Source organism: Comamonas sp. JUb58 (assembly GCF_004364775.1).
Taxonomy (GTDB): Bacteria; Pseudomonadota; Gammaproteobacteria; order Burkholderiales; family Burkholderiaceae_C; genus Comamonas.
Genome location: NZ_SOAL01000015.1, coordinates 89,176 through 112,884, shown reverse-complemented (window position 1 = coordinate 112,884; position 23,709 = coordinate 89,176). Strand labels below are relative to the sequence as shown.

The window sequence follows — 23,709 nt, the reverse complement described above, 5'->3', positions numbered from 1 at the left end:
ACGCTGGCAGCGGATGGCTTGTGTGGTCTATCGCTGGCAATAGCCAGCCGATTGGCAGGCGCTAGCGCTGGCGCAGGCCACACAGGCCCTGCGCCGCAGCTATGATAGCGGGCATGCTCTCTCCCGCCATTGCCGCAGCCAGCACCAGCCCCATCGGCTGGGCCCTGGCCATTGCTGCAGCCATCGCCTACGCCATACCCGCACTTGCGGCCCGACGCCTGCAGGAGCCCAGCGCGCGGCTGGGCTTGCGCGCGGCCTGGGCGCTGCACCTGGCAGCCATTGCCTGGAGCCTGATTGGCGATATGCCCCATTTCGGCTTTGCGCCAGCGCTGTCCGTCACCGCCTGGCTGGTGCTGACGGTCTATGTGGTTGAGCAGCAGCTTTACCCCCAATTGCGCTCGCGCTGGCCGCTGTCGGCCATGGGCTGCATTGCCGTGCTGCTGGCCGGTGTCTTCCCCGGCAGCCCCTTGCATGTGAATGCATCGCCCTGGCTGCCGCTGCACCTGGCCTTGGGTATTGCCTCGTATGGCCTGTTCGCCGCCGCCGTGGTGCATGCTGCGCTGATGACCCGGGCCGAGCGCCAGATGCGCCAGGACGGCAGCCACGACAGCGGTCTGCCGCTGCTGGCGCTGGAGCGCCTGACCTTCCGCTTCGTCACCGCCGGCTTCATCCTGCTGTCCGCCACCTTGCTGGCGGGCTGGTGGTTTGGCGAGGCGCTGTACGGCAAGGCCTGGGTCTGGAACCACAAGTCGGTCTTCTCGCTGATGGCCTGGCTGACCTTTGCCATCCTGCTGGTGGGCCGCAAGCGCTTTGGCTGGCGCGGGCAGCGCGCCGTCAACATGCTCTATGTGGGCGCCACCTTGCTGCTGCTGGCCTATGTGGGCTCGCGCTTTGTCCTTGAAGTCATCTTGAAACACTGAGCCACCATGAAGTATTTGCTGGTATTGCTGGTGCTGGCCGTGGGCTGGCACATGTGGCGCAGCCAACGGGTCAAGAACACGCCCCCGCCGGCGCCTAAAAAAGGCCTGGCCAAGCCCGAGCCCATGGTGCACTGCGCCCACTGCGGCGTACACCTTCCGCAGTCCGATGCCATCCGCTACCAGGGCGCGCACTACTGCTCGCAAGCCCATCTGGCCCAGGCCGTGCCGCCTGGCAAAAGCTGAGCTTGGGCAGCGCGACCATGGCAACACAGGAGTTAATGGAGACCCCCTTCAAGCGCCTGTGGCGCGGCTACCTGGTGGCCCGCGTATTTGTGGCCTTGCTGCTGGCACTTGGCGTGATGGCCATCACGCCGGCGCAGTCTGGACAGCTGCTGTCGCAACTGGCGCTGTTGGGCGTCTATGGCATCTCGGCCATGCTCTATGCCGCGCTCAGCCACAAACCGCCGCCGCAACGCCGTGTCTATGCCTGGCTGCCGACGGTGGGCATGGATCTGCTGCTGATCTCGCTGCTGGAAATCACCAAGACCGGCACCTACACCCTGACGCCGATGTTTGGCCTGGCGGTGCTGTTTGCCGGCACCATGGGCGGTTGGTTGGTGACCTTGGGCAGCTGCGCCTACATCACGATCTTTCTGATTGTCGAGTCGCTGAGTTTTCGCGTCTCGGTGCTCGACCCCGATGTCACGCAGAACACCGTGCAGGCAGGGATGGCCGGCGCGGCCTATTTCCTGGTCGGCATTCTGGTGCGCCTGCTCGCCTCGCGTGTGGAGCGCGAGACCTTGCAGGGCCTGCGCAATGCCGCAGCGGCCAACCAGCAAGAGCAGATCAATGCGCTGATCCTGCAGAACCTGCCCGATGGCGTGATGGTGGCCGACCAGGACTTGCAGGTGCGCGTTGCCAATCCGGCGGCCATGAATTTGCTGGGCCATCCCCACCTGCCGCTGGCGCTGGCACAGCTGCCCGCCTGGCGCGGTGTTGTCGAGCAGGTCACCCAGACCTTTGCCGATCAAAAGCCCGTCTCGCAGGACCTGGCGATCACCGCGCCACAGATGGCCCCCATTGGCCTGCATGTACGCACCTGGCTGACCCATCCGCTGCCCACCTTCGGCAGCATCGGCAGCCATGACAATGACCCGCTGTGCCTGGTGTTTCTGCATGACCTGCGGGAGATAGAGGCCCGGCTGCGCACCGAAAAAATGGCGGCCATGGGCCGCATGTCAGCCGCTGTGGCCCATGAAATCCGCAACCCACTGACGGCAATCACCCAGGCCAATGCCTTGCTTGACGAAGACCTGACCGATCCGGGCCAAAAGCGGCTGACCTATATGGTCGAGCAAAACGCCCTGCGCCTGGGCCGCATTGCAGAAGACATTCTGGACATTGCCCGCGTACACAACCAGATCCAGCCGGGCGATGGCGACTCCATTGCCCTCAATGACACGGTGCTGCAGATCTGCCATGACTGGATGGCGATGGCGCCTGCCGCCCACACGGTGTCGCTGTCGCTGCAAGCCGATGACAGCCTGGTGGCCTTTGATACCGGCCACCTGCGCCAGCTGCTCTACAACCTGCTCAACAACGGCCAGCGCTACCGCCGCGACTGCGCCGACTCCTTGCGCGTGAGCACGCACAGCAGCCTGACGGGCACCACCACCTTGGTGGTCTGGAGCGATGGCGCGCCCATTGAGCCAACCATTGAAAAGCATTTGTTCGAGCCCTTCTTCTCGTCCGAGAGCCGATCGAGCGGGCTGGGCCTGTACATCTGCCGCGAACTCTGCACCCGCCATGGCGCTATGATCCGCTATGAAAGGCAGAGCACGGAGCTGCCCGCGCTGACCCAGGGCAACGCCTTCATTGTGCAGTTTCGCAGGGCCGCCAGCCCCGCGCATCCCCAGCAGACTGATTTGATCCACCAGGCATGAGTTTTGAAAACACCACTGTTCTGGTCGTGGACGATGAGCCCGACCTCAGAACCCTTTATGAGCTGACCTTGCTGCGCGAAGGCTACCGCGTCTACACGGCGGGCTCGGTGCAGGAAGCCCGTGCCCAACTGCAGCAGCGCCGCTTCGATATTCTGATCACCGACATGCGCCTGCCCGATGGCCTGGGCATGGAGCTGCTGCAGGATCTGCGCAGCCAGGGTCGCAGCGAACGCGCCATTGTGATGACCGCCTATGGCTCGGCCGACAATGCTGTCGCCGCCTTGCGCGAAGGCGCATTTGACTACCTGACCAAGCCGGTGGACCTCAAACAGTTTCGCCAGGTGGTGGCCTCGGCCAGCCAGGGGCTGCAAGATGCACCTGCGCAAGCTCAACCTCAGCCCGTTGTTCAAGCCCCCCCGTCCGATGCGCCTTCCCAGCGCGAACTGATTGGCCCATCGCTGGTAATGCAGCAGGTGCGCGAGCGCATTGCCAAGGTGGCCGGCAGCATGGCGCCCATTCTGGTGCGTGGCGAATCGGGTACCGGCAAGGAGCTGGTGGCCCAGTCCCTGCACCGCAACAGCCAACGTGCCCACGGCCCGATGGTGGCCGTCAACTGCGGCGCCATCCCCGAAAACCTGCTGGAAGCCGAATTCTTTGGCGCGCGCAAAGGCGCCTACACAGGCGCCAACCAGGACCGCGAAGGCTTTTTCCAGGCCGCCCATGGCGGCACCCTCTTTCTCGATGAAATCGGCGAGCTGCCGCTGTCGATGCAGGCAAAGCTCCTGCGTGCGATCCAGGAACGCAAGGTGCGGCCCCTGGGCTCGCAACAGGAAGAAGCGGTCGATGTACGCATCGTCAGTGCCACCCACCGCGACCTGGCGGCCGATGTACAAACCGGGCGCTTCCGCCAGGACTTGTACTACCGCCTCAACGTCATCGACATCTTTGTCCCGCCGCTGCGCGAGCGCCGCGAGGACCTGCCCGCGCTGTGCCAGGTGCTGCTGGAACGCATTGCCAACGAGAGCGGCCAGCCCGTGCCCCAGCTCAGCGCCGAAGCGCTGCAGACCTTGGCAGGCCATGCGCTGCCGGGCAATGTGCGCGAGCTGGAGAACCTTTTGCTGCGCTCGGTAGCGCTGAGTGATGGTGCTTTTCTGCAGGTGGAGCAGGCCCGCCCTGATGCCAGCGCGCCTGTGCCGGCGCCAGCCCCCGCTCCATCCATGGTGGCTGAGCGCGCGCCCGCCTATGTACTCCCCGCTGCACCACTGGTGCCGCCCGAGCCGCAGGCCGCAGCCGCGGTGCCCAGCAGCCTGCAGCGCTTTCCGCCGCCGCAGGATCTGCCCTCCGATCTGCAGTCCTGGCTCGATGCGATCGAGCGCGACATCCTGGTACGTGCCCTGCAGGAGTTTGGCTTCAACCGCACCGCCGCCGCCAACCGCCTGGGCATCAGCCTGCGCCAGATCCGCTACCGCATGGAGCGGCTGCAGATCCACGACCCCAGCGATGGGGTGCAGCCCTAGGGCCCGAGACCATGGCCACCACACCGGGCACCCCTGCCGATATCAACCCGCCAGCGCCGGCGCAAGCGCTCTGGCAGGACGGCTGGCTGTGCAGCGCCAGGCACTGCCCCTCGCCCAATTTCGGGCCCCGGCCCGAGGGCGCATGCACCGATCTGGTGGTCGTCCACTCCATCAGCCTGCCGCCCGGCCTCTACGGCACGGGTGATGTGCAGCGCCTCTTCACCAACCAGCTCGACTGGGATGCCCACCCCTATTTCCAGAGCATCCGGGGCCTGCAGGTGTCCTCGCATTTCTTCATCACCCGCCAGGGGGAGGTGTGGCAGTTTGTCAGTGCCGACCAGCGCGCCTGGCATGCCGGCCAATCGTTCTGGCGCGGCCGGCCCCGCTGCAATGATGACTCCATCGGCATCGAGCTCGAAGGCCTGGAGGGCGAGACTTTCGAGCCCGCCCAGTACGACAGCCTCGTGCAGCTGTGCCAGCAGATCCGCGCGCAGTATGCGATCGCCTATATTGCCGGCCATGAACACATTGCGCCGGGCCGCAAGAACGACCCGGGCGCGGGCTTTCTCTGGCCCCGGCTGCAGCAGGATCTGGCCTGGCCAGCAGCCATGTTTCCCGCTTCACTCAAGCTCTGAATCGGGCTATTGCCCAGCCCTATAAACGGCCTGCATTTGTCGTGCATCCGCATGCAATGCTAGGCATGCACGCCACAAAAAACACAGCAAATCTCCACATCTGAAAAAATTTTTTTCAGATGCAATGCCCATGTTTTACGCAGGCTCGCAACGCGGATAGCGCAGAAACACACACAGAGCGGTGGTTTGCCTCTGCAAACCACGACGCCATGCGCAGTTGCCGCCGTCTTGCTGCGCAGCATGGGCAACAGCGCTACACACAAAATGCGCAATGCGCCATACACTACAGGTAGTGTCCAGCGCTTTATAAAACACTATATGTAGCGTCAGGTGGTATCCGGCGGCTCAGTGATACCGGCATGCACAGCGCTGTTTCTCCGGCTTTTCACACACCACAGAGAGGACATCATGAGCGCTGCTTCGCTTTCCGAGCAACGGGCCGCACCGGCCGCCAGCTCGCGCACCCTGGATGGATTCACCGTACTGCCGGACTACCAGATCATGCGGCGCAACGGAGCAGTCGTCCCTTTCGAGCCCCCCAAGATCACCACCGCCATCATGAAAGCCTTTCTGGCCGTGCATGGCAGCCAGGGCTCGGCATCGGCCAGTGTGCGCGAAGTGGTCGAGAACCTGACCCATACGGTGGTGCGTGCGCTGATGCGCTCCCGCCCGGGCGGCGGCACCTTCCATATCGAAGATGTGCAGGACCAGGTCGAGCTGGGCCTGATGCGGGGTGGCAACCATGAGGTGGCACGTGCCTATGTGCTGTACCGCGAGCGCCGCAACCAGGAGCGCGCCCAGCTCCAGGCCCAGCACACGCCAGCCCATGCCAGCTTGCATGTGCAGGACCGGGGCCAGCAGGTCGTGCTCGATGTCAAAAAACTCCATGACCGCATTGCCGCAGCCTGCCAGGGCCTGGGCCAAGATGTCGACCCCGCGCCCATCCTGAGCGAGACCCTGCGCAACCTCTATGACGGAGTCAACATGGACGAGGTGTTCAAGGCCTCCATCCTGGCCGCCCGCACCCTGATTGAAAAGGACCCGGACTACAGCTTTGTCACCGCGCGCCTGCTGCTGCACACCATCACGCGCGAAGTGATCGGCCAGGATGTCAGCAGTGCCGACATGGGCGCGGCCTACCGCAGTTACTTTCCCGGCTTTGTCGCACAGTGCGTGGAGCATGAACTGCTCGCGCCCGAGATGCTGGACTTCGACCTGCCGCGCCTGGCCGCAGCCCTCCAGCCCGAACGGGATCTGCAGTTTGACTACCTGGGTCTGCAGACTCTGTATGACCGCTACTTTCTGCATGTGCGCAAGCAGCGCATCGAGCTGCCCCAGGCCTTCTTCATGCGCGTGGCCATGGGCCTGGCACTGAAAGAGGACGATCGCAATGCGCGGGCCATCGCGTTCTATGACCTGCTCTCGTCCTTCGACTTCATGTCGTCCACCCCCACCCTGTTCAACAGCGGCACTTTGCGCTCGCAGCTGTCGTCCTGCTACCTGACCACGGTGGCCGATGACCTGGGCGGCATCTACGATGCGATTCGCGAGAACGCGCTGCTGTCCAAGTTTGCCGGTGGCCTGGGCAATGACTGGACCCCTGTGCGTGCAATGGGCGCCCGCATCAAGGGCACCAATGGCGAATCACAAGGCGTAGTGCCTTTTCTCAAGGTGGTTAACGACACCGCCGTCGCCGTCAACCAGGGCGGCAAGCGCAAGGGCGCCGTCTGCGCCTATCTGGAAACCTGGCACCTGGACATTGAGGAGTTTCTGGAGCTGCGCAAGAACACCGGCGATGACCGCCGCCGCACCCATGACATGAACACCGCCAACTGGATTCCCGATCTGTTCATGCAACGGGTCATGGAAAAAGGCATGTGGACCTTGTTCTCCCCGTCCGATGTGCCCGATCTGCATGACCGCTTCGGCCAGGACTTTGAGCGGGCCTATACCGCCTACGAGGCCAAGGCCGCCAGCGGTGAGCTGGCGCTGAGCAAGACGCTGCCGGCGGTCGATCTGTGGCGCAAGATGCTGTCCATGCTGTTCGAGACCGGCCACCCCTGGATCACCTTCAAGGATGCTTGCAACCTGCGCTCGCCCCAGCAGCATGCCGGCGTCGTGCACTCGTCCAACCTCTGCACCGAGATCACGCTGAACACCAGCGACACGGAAACCGCCGTCTGCAACCTGGGCTCAGTCAACCTGGCACGCCATCTGAAGGACGACGGCCAAGGCGGCCTCACGCTCGACCATGACAAGCTCAAGCGCAGCATCGCCACGGCCATGCGCATGCTCGACAACGTCATCGACATCAACTACTACGCGGTCGACAAGGCACGCGACTCGAACCTGCGCCACCGCCCGGTGGGCCTGGGCATCATGGCCTTCCAGGACAGCCTCTACCAATTGCACATCCCCTACGCCAGCGATGCGGCTGTGCAGTTTGCCGACAGCTCGATGGAGGCCGTCTGCTACTACGCCTACTGGGCATCGACCGAACTGGCGCGCGAGCGCGGCGTCTACAGCAGCTACCCCGGCTCGCTGTGGAGCCAAGGCATTCTGCCGCTGGACACGCTGGACCTGCTTGCCCAGTCGCGCGGCCAGGCCGACTATGTGCAGGTGGACCGCAGCATGCAGCTGGACTGGGAAGCCTTGCGCCGCAAGATCGCACAGGACGGCATGCGCAACTCCAACTGCGTGGCCATTGCGCCGACGGCCACCATCTCCAACATCGTCGGTGTCGATGCCTCCATCGAGCCCTCGTTTGGCAATCTGTCGGTCAAGTCCAACCTCTCGGGCGAGTTCACCGTGATCAACCAGTACCTGGTGCGCGACCTCAAGAAGCTGGGCCTCTGGGACGATGTGATGGTCATGGACCTCAAGCATTTCGATGGCTCGCTGCGCCCCATCGACCGCGTGCCCCATGCGCTCAAGGCGCTGTATGCCACGGCCTTTGAAGTCGATCCGGTCTGGCTGGTGGAAGCGGCCTCGCGGCGCCAGAAATGGATAGACCAGGCGCAGAGCCTCAATATCTATATGGCAGGGGCCTCGGGCAAGAAACTCGACGACGCCTACAAGCTCGCCTGGGTGCGCGGCCTCAAGACCACCTACTACCTGCGCACCACCAGCGCGACGCATGCCGAAAAGTCCACCATCCAAAGCCGCGTGCTCAATGCCGTGCCCAGCAGCCATGCCTCGCCCGTTGCCCAGGCCGTCGCCAACGCCGCCGCCGCTGCATCGCAGGCCGCCGCGCCCGGCACCGACATCCGCTTTTGCGCCATCGATGACCCCGGCTGCGAAGCCTGCCAGTAAACCCCGCTGACCGTCTGAACCGGGCCGCAACAGCGGCCACCACCAGGAGCATTCATCCATGCTGAGCTTTGAAGAAGAATCCATGGACGCGCTGGCCACGCCAGCCTCAGCGGCCACCACGGCCACTACGGCAGCCGCGCCTTCGGCATCGCAGGCTGCCGCCACATTCAAGCGCGTCAATGCCGCCGACAAGCGCATCATCAACGCCAAGACCGATGTCAACCAGCTGGTGCCCTTCAAATACAAATGGGCCTGGGAGAAATACCTGGCTACCTGCGCCAACCACTGGATGCCTCAAGAAGTAAACATGACGCGTGACATCGCGCTGTGGAAATCGCCCAATGGCCTGACCGAGGACGAGCGCCGCATCGTCAAGCGCAACCTGGGCTTCTTCGTCACCGCCGATTCGCTGGCCGCCAACAACATCGTGCTGGGCACCTACCGCCACATCACCGCACCGGAGTGCCGCCAGTTCCTGCTGCGCCAGGCCTTTGAAGAAGCCATCCACACCCATGCCTACCAGTACATCGTCGAGTCGCTGGGCCTCGATGAATCCGAGATCTTCAACGCCTACAACGAGGTCCCGTCGATCCGCAACAAGGATGCTTTCCTGATCCCCTTCATCGAGGCGATCATGGACCCCAACTTCCAGACCGGCACGCCACAGACCGACCAGACCCTGCTCAAGAGCCTGATCGTTTTTGCCTGCCTGATGGAGGGCCTGTTCTTCTATGTGGGCTTCACGCAGATCCTGGCGCTGGGCCGCCAGAACAAGATGACTGGCGCGGCCGAGCAGTACCAGTACATCCTGCGCGACGAGTCCATGCACTGCAACTTCGGCATCGACCTGATCAACCAGCTCAAGCTGGAGAACCCGGACCTCTGGACCGCAGCATTCAAGGACGAGATAAACGCCTTGTTTATTCAAGCAGTCGAACTTGAATACCAATATGCCGAAGACACGATGCCCCGAGGTGTGCTGGGCATGAACGCATCGATGTTCAAGGGCTACCTGCGCTACATCGCGAACCGCCGCGCAACGCAGATCGGCCTCGATGCTTTGTTCCCCAACGAGGACAATCCTTTCCCGTGGATGAGCGAGATGATCGACCTGAAAAAGGAACGAAATTTCTTCGAGACACGGGTCATCGAATACCAGTCGGGTGGCGCGCTTTCCTGGGACTGACGCCAACCTTGATGTGCAAACCCCGTAAAAATGTGGTTTTCCTGAGAGAAAACTGTGAAATTTGGCGTCTTTATTGAGGTTTGCACTATGCCAGTTGCTAGCAGCTGATGCACAATTCAGTTTGCTATCAAAACTTCGTGTCGAATTCAATCAGGCATGAAGTCTGCTTTCTAAATTGACCCGAAGGAGAAGAGCATGGCAACGTCCAAAGCAAGCAAGAAAACTGCTGACACCAAGGCAACTGCCAAGAAGGCAGTTGCAACCAAGGCAGCCGCCCCCAAGGCAGCTGCAAAGCCAAAGGCCGCTGCCAAGCCAGCCGCCACCAAGGCAGCTGCAAAGCCTGCTGCCAAGGCCGTCGCCAAAAAGGCAGCTGCCAAGCCAGCCGCCGCCAAGAAGGTCGCCGCCAAGCCCGCAGCCAAATCCACCGCGGCCGCCAAGACTGCCGTGAAGAAGGCCGCCGCTCCAGCCAAGAAGGCTGCGGCTCCTGCGAAGAAGGCCGCCGCTCCAGCCAAGAAGGCTGCAGCTCCAGCGAAGAAGGCCGCCGCTCCAGCCAAAAAGGCCGCTGCTCCAGCTAAGAAGGCTGCAGCTCCTGCGAAGAAGGCCGCTGCTCCAGCTAAGAAGGCTGCCGCTCCTGCCAAGAAGGCCGCTGCTCCAGCCAAGAAGGCTGCTGCTCCTGCCAAGAAGGCCGCTGCTCCAGCTAAGAAGGCCGCTGCTCCAGCCAAGAAGGCTGCCGCTCCTGCCAAGAAAGCAGCTGCTCCAGCTAAGAAGGCTGCCGCTCCTGCCAAGAAGGCCGCTGCTCCAGCTAAGAAGGCTGCCGCTCCTGCCAAGAAGGCCGCTGCTCCAGCCAAGAAGGCTGCAGCTCCTGCCAAGAAGGCTGCAGCTCCTGCCAAGAAGGCCGCTGCTCCAGCCAAGAAGGCTGCTGCTCCTGCCAAGGCTCCAGCACCCGCCAAGAAGGCCGCTGCTCCTGCCAAGGCACCTGCTGCTGCCAAGGCTCCAGCACCTGCCAAGAAGGCTGCCGCTCCTGCCAAGGCTCCAGCTGCTGCTGCGCCTGCTGCTGCAGAGCCTGTCAAGACCGTGCTCAGCACCAATGCTGCATGGCCTTTCCCGACCAACAGCCGCCCACAATAAGACCACCAAGCCGGGCAACATGCCCGGGTGCCGCAAGGCGCCTCTTGGTCACCAAGGCAACGCAATGCGTTGCCTTTTTTCTTGTCTGTCGTGCAGCGCTATTCATGTCTGGCTACAAGGCCTCCCAAATGCCAGACAATACGGGCTCATGAATGATGCCCTTCCCACACCGCCAGCCAGCGCGCATGCAGCCACTGCCGCGATGGCCCGCAAACCCAGTGCCGCCCGCCTGCGCAAGATTGACATGATCCTGGGCTCGGCAGAGCGGCATTTCGCATTGCTGGGTTTTGAAGGTGCACCGCTGGAGCAGATCGCGCAGGACGCCGGCTTCAGCCGCCACAACCTGCTGTACTACTACCCCAGCAAAGAGGCGCTGTACCAGGCCGTGCTGGCCTCGGTGATCGATGACTGGCTGGGTCATATGACGGGCCTGTCCAAGGACGGTGACCCGGCGCAGCAGATCCGCCAGTACATCCGCGAGAAGTTCGAGTTCGCCCGCACCCGCCCTTATGGCAGCCAGTTGTTCACCAAGGAGATGATTGCCGGCGCACCGTTTGCGGCCTCTGCGGTGCGCGAGCGCATCGCGCCGTTGCTGGCAGCCAATGTGGCGGCGTTTGCGCACTGGGCCGGGCAAGGCCTGATCGCCCCGGTCAATTTCCAGCACCTGATGTTCAGCATCTGGGCCATCACCCAAGGCTATGTCGACCAGCAAACCCAGTTTGCCTTGCTGCAGAACAAGGCCGCGCTGGACGCTGGCGACTTCGCCCAGGCCGAGGCCTTGCTGGTGCAGATGCTGTCGGCCACGCTCAAGATCGAACTGCCGGATTGAGCACGGGGCTGTGGCTGCCGGAACGCCGCAGCGTGACCGATGGTGCAGCGCTTGTCCCCCGCGCTGCCTGCCGCACCCGCCTGCACATCTACAAATTTAATAGCAACATACCAAGCATCCATCAATGCTTGCGCGAATCCCGCACTGAGGTATCACGATCCGACAGCACAGCCCGCAGGATTTTTTAGCCCCCGCAGTCTTGAACTGTCATCAAATGACCTTATTATTAGCACTCGAAGGGGTAGAGTGCTAAAACCACCGCTTCTCAGACATTTTTGCGTATTTGGCGCGGCATCTGCCGGGCCATCTTTCATCAAAACCTGGTATTGATATTGAAGGAGTTGTTATGAACCTGCGTCCTCTGCACGATCGCGTGATCGTTAAGCGTCTGGAAAACGAAACCAAGACCGCTTCGGGCATCTACATCCCCGACAACGCTGCTGAAAAGCCAGACCAAGGCGAAGTGCTGGCCGTTGGCCCAGGCAAGAAGAACGACAAGGGCGAGTCCATCACCCTGGGCGTGAAGGTCGGCGACCGCGTGCTGTTCGGCAAGTACTCCGGCCAATCGGTCAAGGTGGACGGCAACGAACTGCTGGTAATGAAAGAAGAAGACCTCTTCGCTGTCGTCGAGAAATAAAGCTACTGCGCAGGCGTCATGCGTTGTTGCGCGGTGCTCGCAATCCTCACGTACCCAAGTACGTTCCGGTTGCTGTGCTCCGTGCGCCTAGCCTGACACCTGCTCGCTACGCTTTCTCTCCCGAGCATTCATTCTCATTTCAAGTTTTCAAGTATTTAGGAGCCAAAAATGGCAGCAAAAGACGTAGTATTCGGCGGTGAAGCACGTGCACGCATGGTTGAAGGCGTGAACATTCTGGCTAACGCCGTCAAGGTGACCCTGGGCCCTAAGGGCCGCAACGTGGTGCTCGAGCGTTCGTTCGGCGCCCCTACCGTGACCAAGGACGGTGTGTCCGTGGCCAAGGAAATCGAACTCAAGGACAAGCTGCAAAACATGGGCGCCCAGCTCGTGAAGGAAGTGGCTTCCAAGACCAACGACATCGCTGGTGACGGCACCACGACCGCTACCGTGCTGGCCCAAGCCATCGTGCGCGAAGGCTCCAAGTACGTGGCCGCTGGCCTGAACCCCATGGACCTGAAGCGCGGTATCGACAAGGCTGTCGCCGCCCTGGTGGAAGAGCTGAAGAAGCAATCCAAGGCCACCACCACCTCCAAGGAAATCGCCCAAGTCGGTTCGATCTCCGCCAACTCCGACGAATCCGTGGGCAAGATCATTGCTGACGCGATGGACAAGGTCGGCAAGGAAGGCGTGATCACCGTGGAAGAAGGCAAGTCGCTGGACAACGAACTCGATGTCGTTGAAGGCATGCAGTTCGACCGTGGCTACCTGTCGCCCTACTTCATCAACAACCCAGAAAAGCAAGCCGCGATTCTGGACAACCCCTTCGTGCTGCTGTTCGACAAGAAGATCAGCAACATCCGTGACCTGCTGCCTACGCTGGAAGCTGTGGCCAAGGCCGGCCGTCCTCTGCTGATCATTGCAGAAGACGTCGAAGGCGAAGCGCTCGCTACCCTGGTGGTCAACACCATCCGTGGCATCCTGAAGGTTGTGGCTGTGAAGGCTCCTGGCTTCGGCGACCGCCGCAAGGCCATGCTGGAAGACATCGCCATCCTGACCGGCGGCAAGGTGATCGCTGAAGAAGTGGGCCTGTCGCTGGAAAAGGTGACCCTGGAAGACCTGGGCCAAGCCCAACGCGTCGAAATCGGCAAGGAAAACACCACCATCATCGACGGTGCTGGCCAAGCTGCTGAAATCGAAGCCCGCGTTAAGCAAATCCGCGCTCAGATCGAAGAAGCCACGTCCGACTACGACCGTGAAAAGCTGCAAGAGCGCGTGGCCAAGCTGGCCGGCGGTGTTGCCGTGATCAAGGTGGGCGCTGCCACCGAAGTCGAAATGAAGGAAAAGAAGGCCCGCGTGGAAGACGCCCTGCACGCTACCCGCGCTGCTGTGGAAGAAGGCATCGTGGCCGGTGGTGGCGTGGCTCTGCTGCGCGCCAAGCAATCCGTGGGCGCCCTGGCTACCGGCAATGCCGAGCAAGACGCTGGTATCAAGCTGGTGATGAAGGCCATCGAAGCGCCTCTGCGCGAAATCGTGGCCAACGCTGGTGGCGAGCCATCGGTGGTGGTAGATGCCGTGCTCAAGGGCAATGGCAACTTCGGCTTCAACGCTGCCAACGACACTTACGGCGACATGCTGGAAATGGGTATCCTGGACCCCACCAAGGTGACCCGCACCGCGCTGCAAAACGCTGCATCCGTGGCTTCGCTGCTGCTGACCACCGAGTGCATGATTGCTGAAGCCCCCAAGGCTGACGCAGCTCCTGCCATGCCCGACATGGGCGGCATGGGTGGTATGGGCGGCATGGGCATGTAATTGCCCCGGCTGTCATAGCGCAGCATCAAGCCTGCAAGCGATCCTTGCGGGCTTGGTGCCAGACACCAAAAAACCCGGCACCGTCAAGGTGGCCGGGTTTTTTATCGTCTCTGGCTCAGCGGGTCCATCCGCACCGACTCAGCGGCAGGCGCGCTCCAGCATCGCATGCAGCAGCACATTGCAACCTGCGGTGATGTGCTCGGGCTTGGCGTCTTCGATCTCGTTGTGCGAGATGCCATCCTTGCAGGGGATGAAGATCATGCCCGCCGGCGCCAGGCGCGCCATATAGACGGCATCATGGCCCGCGCCGGAGACGGCATCCATGTGGGAGTAACCCAGCATCTGCGCGCCGCGCCGTACGGCATCGATGCAATCGGGGTTGAAGGGCTGGGCGGTGTAGCTGGACACCAGGTCGATCTTGATCGGCAGGCCGGTCTCCTGGCTGATGCGCGCGGCCACTGCGCGGATGTCCTGGTCCATCGATTCGCAATCGGCGTCGGTGGCATTGCGCAGGTCGATGCTGAATTTCACCTCGCCCGGAATCACGTTGCGGCTGTTGGGGTGCACATGCACCATGCCCACCGTGCCGCGCCCGTGCGGCGGATGGCGGTGCGCGCAGGCCACCACTTCCTGCATGACCTGGGTGGCAACCTGCAAGGCATCCTTGCGCAGCGCCATCGGCGTGGGGCCGGCATGCGCTTCCATGCCGGTGACGGTGCAGTCATACCAGCGGATGCCGAGCACGCCGGTCACCACGCCAATCGTCTTGTCGTGGTCCTCCAGCACCGGGCCTTGCTCGATATGGCTTTCAAAGTAGTGGCCAATCGGGTGGTCGCCCGGCTCCTGCGGGCCGACATAGCCAATGCGCTCCAGCTCCTCCTTCACGCTTTTGCCGTCGGTATCCTTGGCGGCATAGGCATGCTCCAGGCTGAAGGCCTTGGCAAACACGCCCGAACCCATCATCACCGGCACAAAGCGCGATCCCTCCTCGTTGGTCCAGAAGGCCACCTCGATGGGCGCTTCGGTCTCGATGCCATGGTCATTGAGCGTGCGCACCACCTCGATGCCAGCGAGCACACCATAGTTGCCATCAAACTTGCCACCCGTCGGCTGCGTATCGATATGGCTGCCGGTCATGATCGGCGGCAGGCTGTTGTTGCGGCCCGGGCGGCGCATAAAGCCATTGCCGATCTTGTCGATGGTGACCGTCATGCCCGCCTCCTTGGCCCAGCGTGTCACCAGGTCGCGGCCCTGGCGGTCCAGGTCGGTCAAGGCCAGGCGGCAGACGCCCCCTTTGGGGGTGGCACCAATCTGGGCCAGCTCCATCAGCGATGCCCAGAGCCGGTCGCCATTGATGCGCAGCTGGCTGGTATCCGTCTTCACTTTCGTGTCCATGCTCGATCTCCTTGTTTCATTGCGCACGTGCCACGGCCGTGGGCGCCGTCTCTTGCGCACGCTTTTGCACCGCCTGGAAGTTGGGGCCAAAAGCCGGCCGCTTGAAATACTGGCCGGCACCCTTCTCGGCCCGCAGCTCGCCATTGGCATACACCACCCTGCCTCGGCTGATGGTGTGGCTGGGCAGGCCCGTCACCTGCCGGCCTTCAAAGATGTTGAAGTCACCCTTGGAATGCTGGGTCTTGGCCGACAAGGTCTTGGTGGCCTTGGGGTCCCAGAGCACCACATCGGCATCCGCGCCCACGCCGATAAAGCCCTTGCGCGGGTAGACATTGAAGAGCTTGGCCGTGTTGGCCGAGGTGATGGCGACAAACTCGCTGGGCGTCAGGCGCCCGGTGTTCACCCCGGCATCCCAGACCACGGCCATGCGCTCTTCAACGCCGCCGGTGCCATTGGGCGTCTTGGCAAAATTGTCCTTGCCCACCGCCTTTTGCTCGGCGCAGAAGGTGCAGTGGTCCGTCGCCGTGGTGTGCAGGTGCCCGGCCTGCAGGCCGCGCCACAGCGCCTCCTGGTGCTCCTTGGGGCGAAACGGCGGGCTCATCACATAGGCGGCAGCGGTGGCGTAGTCGGGATGGCGGTAGACGCTGTCGTCAATCGTCAAATGGCCGGCCAGCACTTCGCCGTAAACACGCTGGCCCCTCGCCCGCGCACGTGCAATGGCGTCGGCCGCCTCAATACAGCTCACATGCACCACATAGATGGGCACGCCCAGCACATCGGCAATCGCAATGGCGCGGTTGGCGGCCTCGGCCTCCACCATCGGCGGGCGTGACAGCGGATGCCCTTCCGGGCCGGTGATGCCCATGCGCGCCACCTCCTGCTGGAGCAGGTAGACCAGCTCGCCGTTCTCGGCATGCACGGTGGGCATGGCGCCCAGCTCCAGCGCGCGCCGGAAGCTGTTGACCAGGGTTTCGTCGTCACACATGATGGCGTTCTTGTAGGCCATGAAGTGCTTGAAGCTGTTGATGCCCTCGTCGCGCACCAGCCGGCCCATGTCCTCGCGCACCTGGTCGCTCCACCAGGTCACCGCCACATGGAAGGAGTAGTCGGCCGCCGACTTCTCGGCCCAGCCGCGCCACTTGCGGTAGGCCTCCATCAGCGGCTCCTGCGGCGCGGGAATCACAAAGTCGATGATGCTGGTGGTGCCGCCAGCCAGGCCGGCCGCGGTGCCAGTGAAGAAGTCATCCGCCGTGACCGTGCCCATGAAGGGCAGCTGCATGTGGGTGTGCGGATCGATGCCGCCGGGCATCACATACTGGCCGCTGGCATCCAGGGTCTCGGTACCGGCCGGCGCCTGGGCCGCAGCGCCCTCGCCGACGGCCACGATCTTTCCGTCCACCAGCAGCACATCGGCGCGCTCTTCGCGGTCCGCATTCACGACGGTACCACCACGGATCAGAAGGGGGTGGCTGGCTGTGCTCATCATGTCTCTCCTTTGCGTTCAGGTCACAAAATCGGCCGCTGCTGCGCTCATGCGCGCCGCAGCATGGCCTGCGAAGCCGCCACATGGCTGGCCATGCCGATGCGGTACACCGCACCGGCAATGAACAGGCCAATGAACCAGGCATAGGCATACAGGTCTTTGAAGATCACGCCCACATCGGGGAAGCTGGCAGGAAAAGCGGCATTGAGAAAGCCCGGAATATTGGGCCCTACGCCGCAAACAAACGCGGCCACGGCCACCCAGTTCCAGCCGCCGGAATAGCTGTACTTGCCGCCCTCGCGGTAGAGCTCTTCCACATCCAGCTGGGTGCGGCGGATCAGGAAATAGTCGACCATCAGGATCCCGGCGATCGGGCCCAGCAGCGCCGAGTAGCCGATCAGCCAGGTGAAGATGTAGCCCTGGGTGGATTCGAGAATCTTCCAGGGCATCATCAGAATGGCAATCGCCACGGTGATGTAGCCGCCCGTGCGGTAGCTGATGCGCTTGGGGTTCAGCGCAGAGAAGTCATAGGCAGGCCCCACCAGGTTGGCGGCCAGGTTGACACTCACCGTATCCACCAGCAGCACGATGAGCGCGATCAGCACCGCAGCACCCGTCATGCGCGCCGCCACATCCACCGGATCCCACAGCGCCTTGCCATAGATGACGACCGTGGCCGAGGTGACGATCACCGCCAAGGCGGCCAGCAGGCCCATGGGCACCGGCAGGCCAATCGCCTGGCCCACGACCTGGTCCCGCTGCGAGCGGGCAAAGCGGGTGAAGTCAGGAATGTTCAGCGCCAGGGTCGCCCAGAAGCCAATCATGGCCGTGAGCGACGGCCAGAAGGTGCCCCAGAACTGGCCCGCCTTGGCTTCGCCCGGCGCAAAGGCCGACGGCTTGCTCAGGATCGGGCCAAAGCCGCCCGCCTTGTCATACACCCACCACAGCAGCACAAAGCAGATCACGATCTTGGCCGGTGCGGTATAGGTCTCGAGCTTGCGGATGGATTCGATGCCATGCACCACAAAGTAGAACTGGATGGCCCAGAACACCAGGAAGCAGACCAGCTGCGCCACATTGATGCCCAGCCAGGAGATCTTCTCGCTCTCCAGCGGATGGCCCAGGATCACGCCCAGCAAGGTGTAGATCATCAGGCCGCCAAACCAGGTCTGGATGCCATACCAGCCGCAGGCCACCAGCGCGCGCAGCACCGCAGGCAGCTTGGCGCCCCGGGTGCCGAAGGAGGCGCGGGCCAGCACCGCATAGGGGATGCCGTATTTGGCGCCCGCATGCCCTATCAGCAGCATCGGCACCAGCACAATCAGGTTGGCCACAAACACCGTCATCACCGCCTGGAACGCCGACATGCCGCCCTCCACCAGGCTCGCCGCCAAGGTGTATGCCGGAATGCACATCACCATGCCTATCCACAGCGCCGTGAAGTGGTACCAGGTCCACGTTCGCTGTGATGCTTGCGTGGGTGCGAGGTCGTCATTCCAAAGGCCACCGGCTTCACTGCCAGTGGCACCTCCTGCTTGCGCGTCATGGGACATTGCTCACTCCTTGAGAGGTGTTATCGATAGGCTCTAAGCGTCCAAATCCAAGGTCTCGGTTTCCATCCGTTTGTCATGCAAAAAGCGCGCCACCATAGACGATGGCGCGCGCCTTGTTCAGGGTGATATCTGCGCGGCCACCCGTGACGGGTTGTTGGGGTGGGTGGTCCAGTTGGCGTACTCGCCGGTGACGGTCTTGCCGGTGCGCGCATCCACCTCGCCGGGCTGCAGGCTGCGCATCGAGATCGTGTCGGGCACCGGGCAGATAGAAACGCAGAGGTTGCAGCCCACGCATTCGGCCTCGTTCACCTCAAAGCGGCGCTCACCGGCATCGCCTTTCTGGTAGAAGATGGCCTGGTGCGAGGTGTCCTCGCAGACCACATGGCAGCGTCCGCACTGGATGCAGCTGTCCTGGTCGATCACGGCCTTGTCGATGTGGTTGAGGTTCAGGTCCTTCCAGTCCCTGACGGTGGGCACGGCGCGGCCCTGGAAGTCTTCGATGGTCTGGAAGCCATGCGCATCCATGTACTGGGACAGGCCATCGCACATGTCCTGCACGATCTTGAAGCCATAGACCATCGCGGCGGTGCAGACCTGCACCGTGCCGCAGCCCAGCGCAATGTATTCGGCCGCATCCCGCCAGGTGGTGATGCCGCCAATGCCCGAAATCGGCAGGCCGGCGGTCTGCGGATCGCGTGCGATCTCGGCCACCATGTTCTGCGCAATCGGCTTAACCGCCGGGCCGCAGTAGCCGCCGTGCGAGCCCTTGCCATCGGTGCTGGGATGCATCACCAGGGTGTCCAGATTCACGCCCATCACCGAGTTGATGGTGTTGATCAGCGACACCGCATCGGCGCCGCCGGCCTTGGCCGCACGCGCCGGAAAGCGCACATCGGTGATGTTGGGCGTGAGCTTCACAATCACCGGCAGCCGGCTGTAGTGCTTGCACCATTCGGTGACCATCTGGATGTACTCGGGCACCTGGCCCACGGCCGCGCCCATGCCGCGCTCGCTCATGCCGTGCGGGCAGCCAAAGTTCAGCTCAATGCCATCGGCGCCGGTGTCTTCCACCATCGGCAGAATGCGCTTCCAGCTCTCCTCCACGCAGGGCACCATCAGCGAGGCAATCAGCGCCCGGTCCGGCCAGGCCCGCTTCACCCGGGTCATCTCTTCCAGGTTGATCTGCAGAGGGCGGTCGGTGATCAGCTCGATGTTGTTCAGGCCCATGACGCGCCGGTCCTGCGACATCAAGGTGGAGTAGCGCGGTCCATTGACATTGACCACATGCGGGTCCTCACCCAAAGTCTTCCAGACCACACCGCCCCAGCCCGCCTCGTAGGCGCGGGTGACGTTGATCTCCTTGTCGGTCGGCGGCGCAGAGGCCAGCCAAAAAGGGTTGGGGCTGCGGATGCCCAGAAAATTGCTGCGAATATCGGCCATGGCGATTCCTTGGTTCGGTGAATGGAGGGCGGGGGCCAGGCCGTCAGGCGCTGATACCCACTTCGCGCATCAACATGCGGTGCATGGCGCCTGCAGCACGCTTACCGTGCTCCACGGCTTCCACCGTCAGGTCACGCCCGCCCCAGCGGCAGTCCCCGCCCGCCCACACCCGCTCCAGGCTGGTCTGGCCGTCTTCGTCCGTCGCAATCCGTCCTGCCTTGAGGGCAATGCGCGCACCGGCCGGCTCGGCGATATAGCTCTGGCCGATGGCCTTGAGCACCATGTCGGCCGCCAGCACCGTGGTCTCGCCGGTGGTTTGCAGCTTGCCATCTACCTGCTGGGTGCTGGCCAGGCGGATGCCGCTGACGGCACCGTTGTCCACCAGCAGCTCCTGCGGTGCTTCCCACAGACGGATCGTCACGCCATGGGTCTGCGCCCATTGCTGCTCCACGGCAGAAGCCGACATCGCATCCTGGCCGCGCCGGTACACAATGCTGACCTCTTCGGCGCCCAGCAGGCGCGCCTGCACGGCGGCATCCACCGCCGTCATGCCGCCGCCAATCACCACCACGCGCCGGCCCACCGGCACTGTGGATTTGTCCGAAGCCTGGCGGATATCGGCAATGAAATCGACCGCATTGCGCAGGCCCTGCGCGCTGGGCTCGGCGATGCCCAGGTCATTGACTCCTGCCAGGCCCAGGCCCAGAAACACCGCATCATGGCTGGCCAGCAGGCTGTCCAGTGTGAAGTCGCGGCCCAGGCGCTGGTTGTTTCGCGGGGCAATGCCACCCACCGACAGCAGCCAGTCAATTTCCTTCTGCGCGAAATCGTCGGTGGACTTGTAGCTGGCCAGACCGTACTCGTTCAGGCCGCCCAGTTTGGGCTTGGCGTCGAGCAGGCTGACATCATGGCCCTGCAAGGCCAGAAGATGGGCACAAGCCAACCCGGCTGGGCCGGCGCCCACAACGGCCACCTTCTTGCCCGTTGGCTCGGCGCGCTTGAACAGCGGCGCGCCGCCGGCGGCCATGAAGCGGTCGGTGGCATAGCGCTGCAGCGCGCCAATTTCCACCGGCTTGTCCTCATTGGTGTTGCGCACGCAGGCCTGTTCACAGAGCACCTCGGTCGGACACACCCGGGCGCACATGCCGCCCAGCGGGTTCGATTCGAGAATGGTCTTGGCAGCGCCCCGGATGTTGTCCTGCGCAATGCGGGCAATGAAGCTGGGGACATCGATGCTGGTGGGGCAGGCCGTCGCGCAGGGCGCGTCGTAGCAGTAATAACAGCGCTCGGCTTCGATCGATGCCTGCGCCCATGTCAGCGGCGGATGTGCATCCGAGAAATTTTCAGCGTATTGGTCCGCGCCTAGCCGTCCTGCGCGCACACCGCATCCCTTGGGTCCGATCATGACTCATCCTCCTCGACTGGGTTACCAGCGCGAGTGCGAACGGCTCCTTGAGCATGCCGCCTGCGACCGCGCCACTGCATCTACAACCGGGTGCGGTAAATGGCATTGCTGTGCAAGGCATTCACCGCCAAAGCTGCACCAACCAGGGAGGGTTCATCAGGCCCTCATCGTGGGTGTTTATCTATCCTGCGCTGCTGTTTTCGCAACGCTTATGAACTATTAAAAGCCTGAATAAAATTTTACGCACTGGTAAAAACACTAGGCTAAGACAATCAGTGATTCGGTAGCGCCATGCACGGAACGGCGACGCAACACGCTGCGCTGATGCGATTTTTGGGTCCTCAAAAGGGATAGGAAACACAGCCAGCGATGGTGTCGCAGGCCGCATGCGGTGGAGGTTTGAAGCGATGTTGCAGCACCGGTGGCTGCGCGCTGGAAAGCCACGATATGCGGCATCGGTGGAGCATGTGCAGCTGACTCTGCGGGTTGCAGCCCTGATCGCACTGAAGAATGCGCGGCCCTGGGCGCTGAGGCTCAGCAACAAGCGGTTAACGGCATTGCCCGACGTTGCGGCGCCATCGGCGATAATGATAACAATTCCCATTTGCGTGTATAGCAGGCTTGCGTCCCCGAACGCGAGGACAGCGTCCACCGGTTGCGAAGATCCCTTCTCTCTTTTTGGCCGCCTGGTGTTTGAGCGCTACTACCGCGAACTGCTGAACTTTCTGTCCCGATCCGTGCATGACCGTGATACGGCTGCCGATCTGGCGCAGGAGAGCTATGCCCGCGTGCTGGCGGCCCAGCAGACCGGGCAGGCCGTGCAAGACCCGCGCGCCCTGCTCTACCGCACCGCACGCAACCTGGTGATCGACCAGCACCGGCGCAGCAGCCTTCGCGCCGAGCTGGAGACGGCGCCGCCATCGGCAGGCGATGAGCCCGCGCTGGAGCACCTGCCTGGCCCGCGCACTTGGGAGCCCGAGACCATCCTCGCCTCCCGCGAAGGGCTGGCGGCCCTGGTTGCCACCATCGACCAATTGCCGCCGCGCTGCCGCGAAGCCTTTATGCTCTACAAGTTCGACGGCCTGAGCTATGCCCAGATCGCCGAGCAGATGGGCATCTCTCCGCGCACCGTCGAGATGCAGCTGCAAATCGCGATGGAGGCCTGCTGGCGTTGCCAGGACCGGCTCGATGGTGTGGCCCCGTCAGCCCCGCATCGGCGGTCCCGCAGCAAACGCGCGCTGTCATGAGCAGCCCCGCCTGTCCCCCAGAATCCAGAATTGACCACGAGATGAACGCACCGCCCCTGCCACCAGACAATGCCGCTGGCCTGCGCCAGCAGGTGCTGGACTGGTTTGTCCGGCGCCAGCGCGCGGGCTGGGACGCGGCGGATGAGCAGGCCTTCCAGCAGTGGTTGCAGGCCGACGCCACGAACGGCAGCGCCTATGCGCAGTGGGAGCAGCACTGGAGCGCCATCGATGCCCTGCCCGCCGATGCCATCGCCCAGTTGCGCCGCAACCTGGCGCATGACAAGGCGCAGCTGAGCGCTGCAGAACAGGCTCCCGTCCGCCCTGCCACCGCAGGCATGGCGCCTGCGGCAGCCACGGCCATCGCAGGCCTGCGCCGCCGCTGGCTGCTGCCCTCGCTGGGCATGGCCGCTGCGGTGGTGATGACCAGCGGCACAGGCCTGCTGGCCTGGCAGCACTGGCAGGCGCAACCGGTATTCAAGCAGGCCTATGCCTCGCAGCGCGGCCAGCAGCTGGAAGTGCAGCTGCCCGATGGCAGCCAGCTGCGCCTGGACACCGCCACCCGCCTGGAAGTGACCTACTACCGCGACCGCCGCGAAGTGCTGCTGCACGAGGGCCAGGCCGTGTTCAGCGTGCAAGCCGGTCCGCAGCGCCCCTTCCATGTGCTGAGTGGCCCGGTCGGCATCACCGTGGTGGGCACGCGGTTCTCGGTGCGCTACACGCCCGGGCTGGCAGGCAGCGATGGCGTGCGTGTGGCGGTGGAAGAAGGCAAGGTGCGCGTGATACGCCGCGATGGGGCACCCGGCCCCGCGCTGGCGCAGATCGCCGACGCCCAGACCTTGGTGGCCGGCCAGCAGATCACGGCCGATGCCCAAGGCAGCCTGCGCCCCATCCAGCCCGTCGCCGCCGAAGGCATTGCCGCCTGGCGCGAGCACCGCATCAGCTTTGTCAACACGCCGCTCGCGCAGGCGCTGGCGGAGTTTGAGCGCTATGGCAACACCGGCCTCACCATCAACGATCCGGCGGTGGCCGCGCTGCGCCTGAGCGGCACCTTCGACCCCAGCGACACCCAGACCCTGCGCAAGATCCTGCCCCATGCACTGCCAGTGCGCTTGCAGCAGGTGGCGGGTGGGCTGGAAATACGCGCTGTGCGCTGAGATCCCGGCATCGGCACATTTTTCTTAAAAATTTTCGCGGTCATTACCGTATTTCCCGCATCTCGTGCGTCTACCTCAGTAGGAATGATTTGCATTGACTACTTTGAGGATCC

General features: G+C 63.3%; 18 protein-coding genes. 13 read left to right on the top strand and 5 right to left on the bottom strand.

Going from position 1 to position 23,709, the window contains the following annotated elements; translation table 11 throughout:
* Positions 1-113 precede the first annotated feature (113 nt).
* From ccsA to groL, 11 genes are all read left to right on the top strand, one after another.
* Positions 114-920: a cytochrome c biogenesis protein CcsA gene (ccsA, locus tag EDF71_RS16985; RefSeq protein WP_133857744.1), complete on the top strand. Its 807-nt coding sequence runs from the start codon at positions 114-116 to the stop codon at positions 918-920.
* A 6-nt stretch (positions 921-926) separates the two neighbouring features.
* Positions 927-1,163, top strand: coding sequence for a PP0621 family protein (locus EDF71_RS16980; RefSeq protein ID WP_133857743.1), 237 nt, complete (start codon positions 927-929; stop codon positions 1,161-1,163).
* 35 nt (positions 1,164-1,198) lie between these two features.
* Positions 1,199-2,863 (top strand): PAS domain-containing sensor histidine kinase, encoded by a 1,665-nt coding sequence (locus tag EDF71_RS16975; protein ID WP_166656567.1) that lies wholly within the window; start codon positions 1,199-1,201, stop codon positions 2,861-2,863.
* Positions 2,860-4,380, top strand: coding sequence for a sigma-54 dependent transcriptional regulator (locus tag EDF71_RS16970; RefSeq protein WP_133857741.1), 1,521 nt, complete (start codon positions 2,860-2,862; stop codon positions 4,378-4,380). Before EDF71_RS16975 ends, EDF71_RS16970 begins: the two co-directional genes overlap by 4 nt.
* Positions 4,381-4,391: 11 nt before the next feature.
* Positions 4,392-5,015, top strand: coding sequence for a 1,6-anhydro-N-acetylmuramyl-L-alanine amidase AmpD (gene ampD, locus EDF71_RS16965; protein ID WP_133857740.1), 624 nt, complete (start codon positions 4,392-4,394; stop codon positions 5,013-5,015).
* Between the two features lie 408 nt (positions 5,016-5,423).
* Positions 5,424-8,327, top strand: coding sequence for a ribonucleoside-diphosphate reductase subunit alpha (locus EDF71_RS16960; protein WP_133857739.1), 2,904 nt, complete (start codon positions 5,424-5,426; stop codon positions 8,325-8,327).
* Positions 8,328-8,385: 58 nt separating this feature from the next.
* Positions 8,386-9,513, top strand: coding sequence for a ribonucleotide-diphosphate reductase subunit beta (locus EDF71_RS16955; RefSeq protein ID WP_133857738.1), 1,128 nt, complete (start codon positions 8,386-8,388; stop codon positions 9,511-9,513).
* A gap of 195 nt (positions 9,514-9,708) precedes the next feature.
* A complete protein-coding gene (locus EDF71_RS16950) occupies positions 9,709-10,641 on the top strand; it encodes a hypothetical protein (protein ID WP_133857737.1) in 933 nt (310 codons plus the stop codon).
* 148 nt (positions 10,642-10,789) lie between these two features.
* On the top strand, positions 10,790-11,470 hold the full coding sequence (locus tag EDF71_RS16945) for a TetR family transcriptional regulator C-terminal domain-containing protein (RefSeq protein WP_133857736.1): 681 nt from the start codon (positions 10,790-10,792) through the stop codon (positions 11,468-11,470).
* A 346-nt stretch (positions 11,471-11,816) separates the two neighbouring features.
* The gene (locus EDF71_RS16940) at positions 11,817-12,107 is read left to right on the top strand and encodes a co-chaperone GroES (RefSeq protein ID WP_021025779.1); all 291 of its coding nucleotides are present in this window, start codon (positions 11,817-11,819) and stop codon (positions 12,105-12,107) included.
* Between the two features lie 168 nt (positions 12,108-12,275).
* Positions 12,276-13,919, top strand: a complete 1,644-nt coding sequence (gene groL / locus EDF71_RS16935; RefSeq protein ID WP_133857735.1) for a chaperonin GroEL — start codon at positions 12,276-12,278, stop codon at positions 13,917-13,919.
* A gap of 138 nt (positions 13,920-14,057) precedes the next feature.
* On the opposite strand, the gene EDF71_RS16930 is transcribed toward groL, so the two are convergent.
* From EDF71_RS16930 to EDF71_RS16910, 5 genes are all read right to left on the bottom strand, one after another.
* Complete coding sequence (locus EDF71_RS16930) at positions 14,058-15,314, bottom strand: Zn-dependent hydrolase (RefSeq protein WP_133857734.1); 1,257 nt, start codon at positions 15,312-15,314, stop codon at positions 14,058-14,060.
* A gap of 16 nt (positions 15,315-15,330) precedes the next feature.
* Positions 15,331-16,797, bottom strand: coding sequence for a dihydropyrimidinase (gene hydA / locus EDF71_RS16925; protein WP_133857733.1), 1,467 nt, complete (start codon positions 16,795-16,797; stop codon positions 15,331-15,333).
* A 47-nt stretch (positions 16,798-16,844) separates the two neighbouring features.
* The gene (locus EDF71_RS16920) at positions 16,845-18,350 is read right to left on the bottom strand and encodes an NCS1 family nucleobase:cation symporter-1 (RefSeq protein ID WP_133857732.1); all 1,506 of its coding nucleotides are present in this window, start codon (positions 18,348-18,350) and stop codon (positions 16,845-16,847) included.
* A gap of 117 nt (positions 18,351-18,467) precedes the next feature.
* Positions 18,468-19,790, bottom strand: coding sequence for an NAD-dependent dihydropyrimidine dehydrogenase subunit PreA (gene preA / locus EDF71_RS16915; RefSeq protein WP_133857731.1), 1,323 nt, complete (start codon positions 19,788-19,790; stop codon positions 18,468-18,470).
* Positions 19,791-19,833: 43 nt separating this feature from the next.
* Positions 19,834-21,195 (bottom strand): NAD(P)-dependent oxidoreductase, encoded by a 1,362-nt coding sequence (locus EDF71_RS16910; RefSeq protein ID WP_133857730.1) that lies wholly within the window; start codon positions 21,193-21,195, stop codon positions 19,834-19,836.
* Positions 21,196-21,884: 689 nt separating this feature from the next.
* Between EDF71_RS16910 and EDF71_RS16905 the strand changes: the two genes are divergently transcribed.
* The gene (locus EDF71_RS16905; protein WP_133857729.1) at positions 21,885-22,442 is read left to right on the top strand and encodes a sigma-70 family RNA polymerase sigma factor; all 558 of its coding nucleotides are present in this window, start codon (positions 21,885-21,887) and stop codon (positions 22,440-22,442) included.
* Positions 22,443-22,483: 41 nt separating this feature from the next.
* On the top strand, positions 22,484-23,596 hold the full coding sequence (locus tag EDF71_RS16900) for a FecR domain-containing protein (RefSeq protein WP_133857728.1): 1,113 nt from the start codon (positions 22,484-22,486) through the stop codon (positions 23,594-23,596).
* The last annotated feature ends 113 nt before the right edge of the window (positions 23,597-23,709 follow it).

Bases quoted from the DNA above. Each gene is read 5' to 3' on its own strand.
- ccsA (WP_133857744.1), top strand. From the start codon at position 114: ATGCTCTCTCCCGCCATTGCCGCAGCCAGCACCAGCCCCATCGGCTGG.
- EDF71_RS16980 (WP_133857743.1), top strand. From the start codon at position 927: ATGAAGTATTTGCTGGTATTGCTGGTGCTGGCCGTGGGCTGGCACATG.
- EDF71_RS16975 (WP_166656567.1), top strand. From the start codon at position 1,199: ATGGAGACCCCCTTCAAGCGCCTGTGGCGCGGCTACCTGGTGGCCCGC.
- EDF71_RS16970 (WP_133857741.1), top strand. From the start codon at position 2,860: ATGAGTTTTGAAAACACCACTGTTCTGGTCGTGGACGATGAGCCCGAC.
- ampD (WP_133857740.1), top strand. From the start codon at position 4,392: ATGGCCACCACACCGGGCACCCCTGCCGATATCAACCCGCCAGCGCCG.
- EDF71_RS16960 (WP_133857739.1), top strand. From the start codon at position 5,424: ATGAGCGCTGCTTCGCTTTCCGAGCAACGGGCCGCACCGGCCGCCAGC.
- EDF71_RS16955 (WP_133857738.1), top strand. From the start codon at position 8,386: ATGCTGAGCTTTGAAGAAGAATCCATGGACGCGCTGGCCACGCCAGCC.
- EDF71_RS16950 (WP_133857737.1), top strand. From the start codon at position 9,709: ATGGCAACGTCCAAAGCAAGCAAGAAAACTGCTGACACCAAGGCAACT.
- EDF71_RS16945 (WP_133857736.1), top strand. From the start codon at position 10,790: ATGAATGATGCCCTTCCCACACCGCCAGCCAGCGCGCATGCAGCCACT.
- EDF71_RS16940 (WP_021025779.1), top strand. From the start codon at position 11,817: ATGAACCTGCGTCCTCTGCACGATCGCGTGATCGTTAAGCGTCTGGAA.
- groL (WP_133857735.1), top strand. From the start codon at position 12,276: ATGGCAGCAAAAGACGTAGTATTCGGCGGTGAAGCACGTGCACGCATG.
- EDF71_RS16930 (WP_133857734.1), bottom strand. From the start codon at position 15,314: ATGGACACGAAAGTGAAGACGGATACCAGCCAGCTGCGCATCAATGGC.
- hydA (WP_133857733.1), bottom strand. From the start codon at position 16,797: ATGAGCACAGCCAGCCACCCCCTTCTGATCCGTGGTGGTACCGTCGTG.
- EDF71_RS16920 (WP_133857732.1), bottom strand. From the start codon at position 18,350: ATGTCCCATGACGCGCAAGCAGGAGGTGCCACTGGCAGTGAAGCCGGT.
- preA (WP_133857731.1), bottom strand. From the start codon at position 19,790: ATGGCCGATATTCGCAGCAATTTTCTGGGCATCCGCAGCCCCAACCCT.
- EDF71_RS16910 (WP_133857730.1), bottom strand. From the start codon at position 21,195: ATGATCGGACCCAAGGGATGCGGTGTGCGCGCAGGACGGCTAGGCGCG.
- EDF71_RS16900 (WP_133857728.1), top strand. From the start codon at position 22,484: ATGAACGCACCGCCCCTGCCACCAGACAATGCCGCTGGCCTGCGCCAG.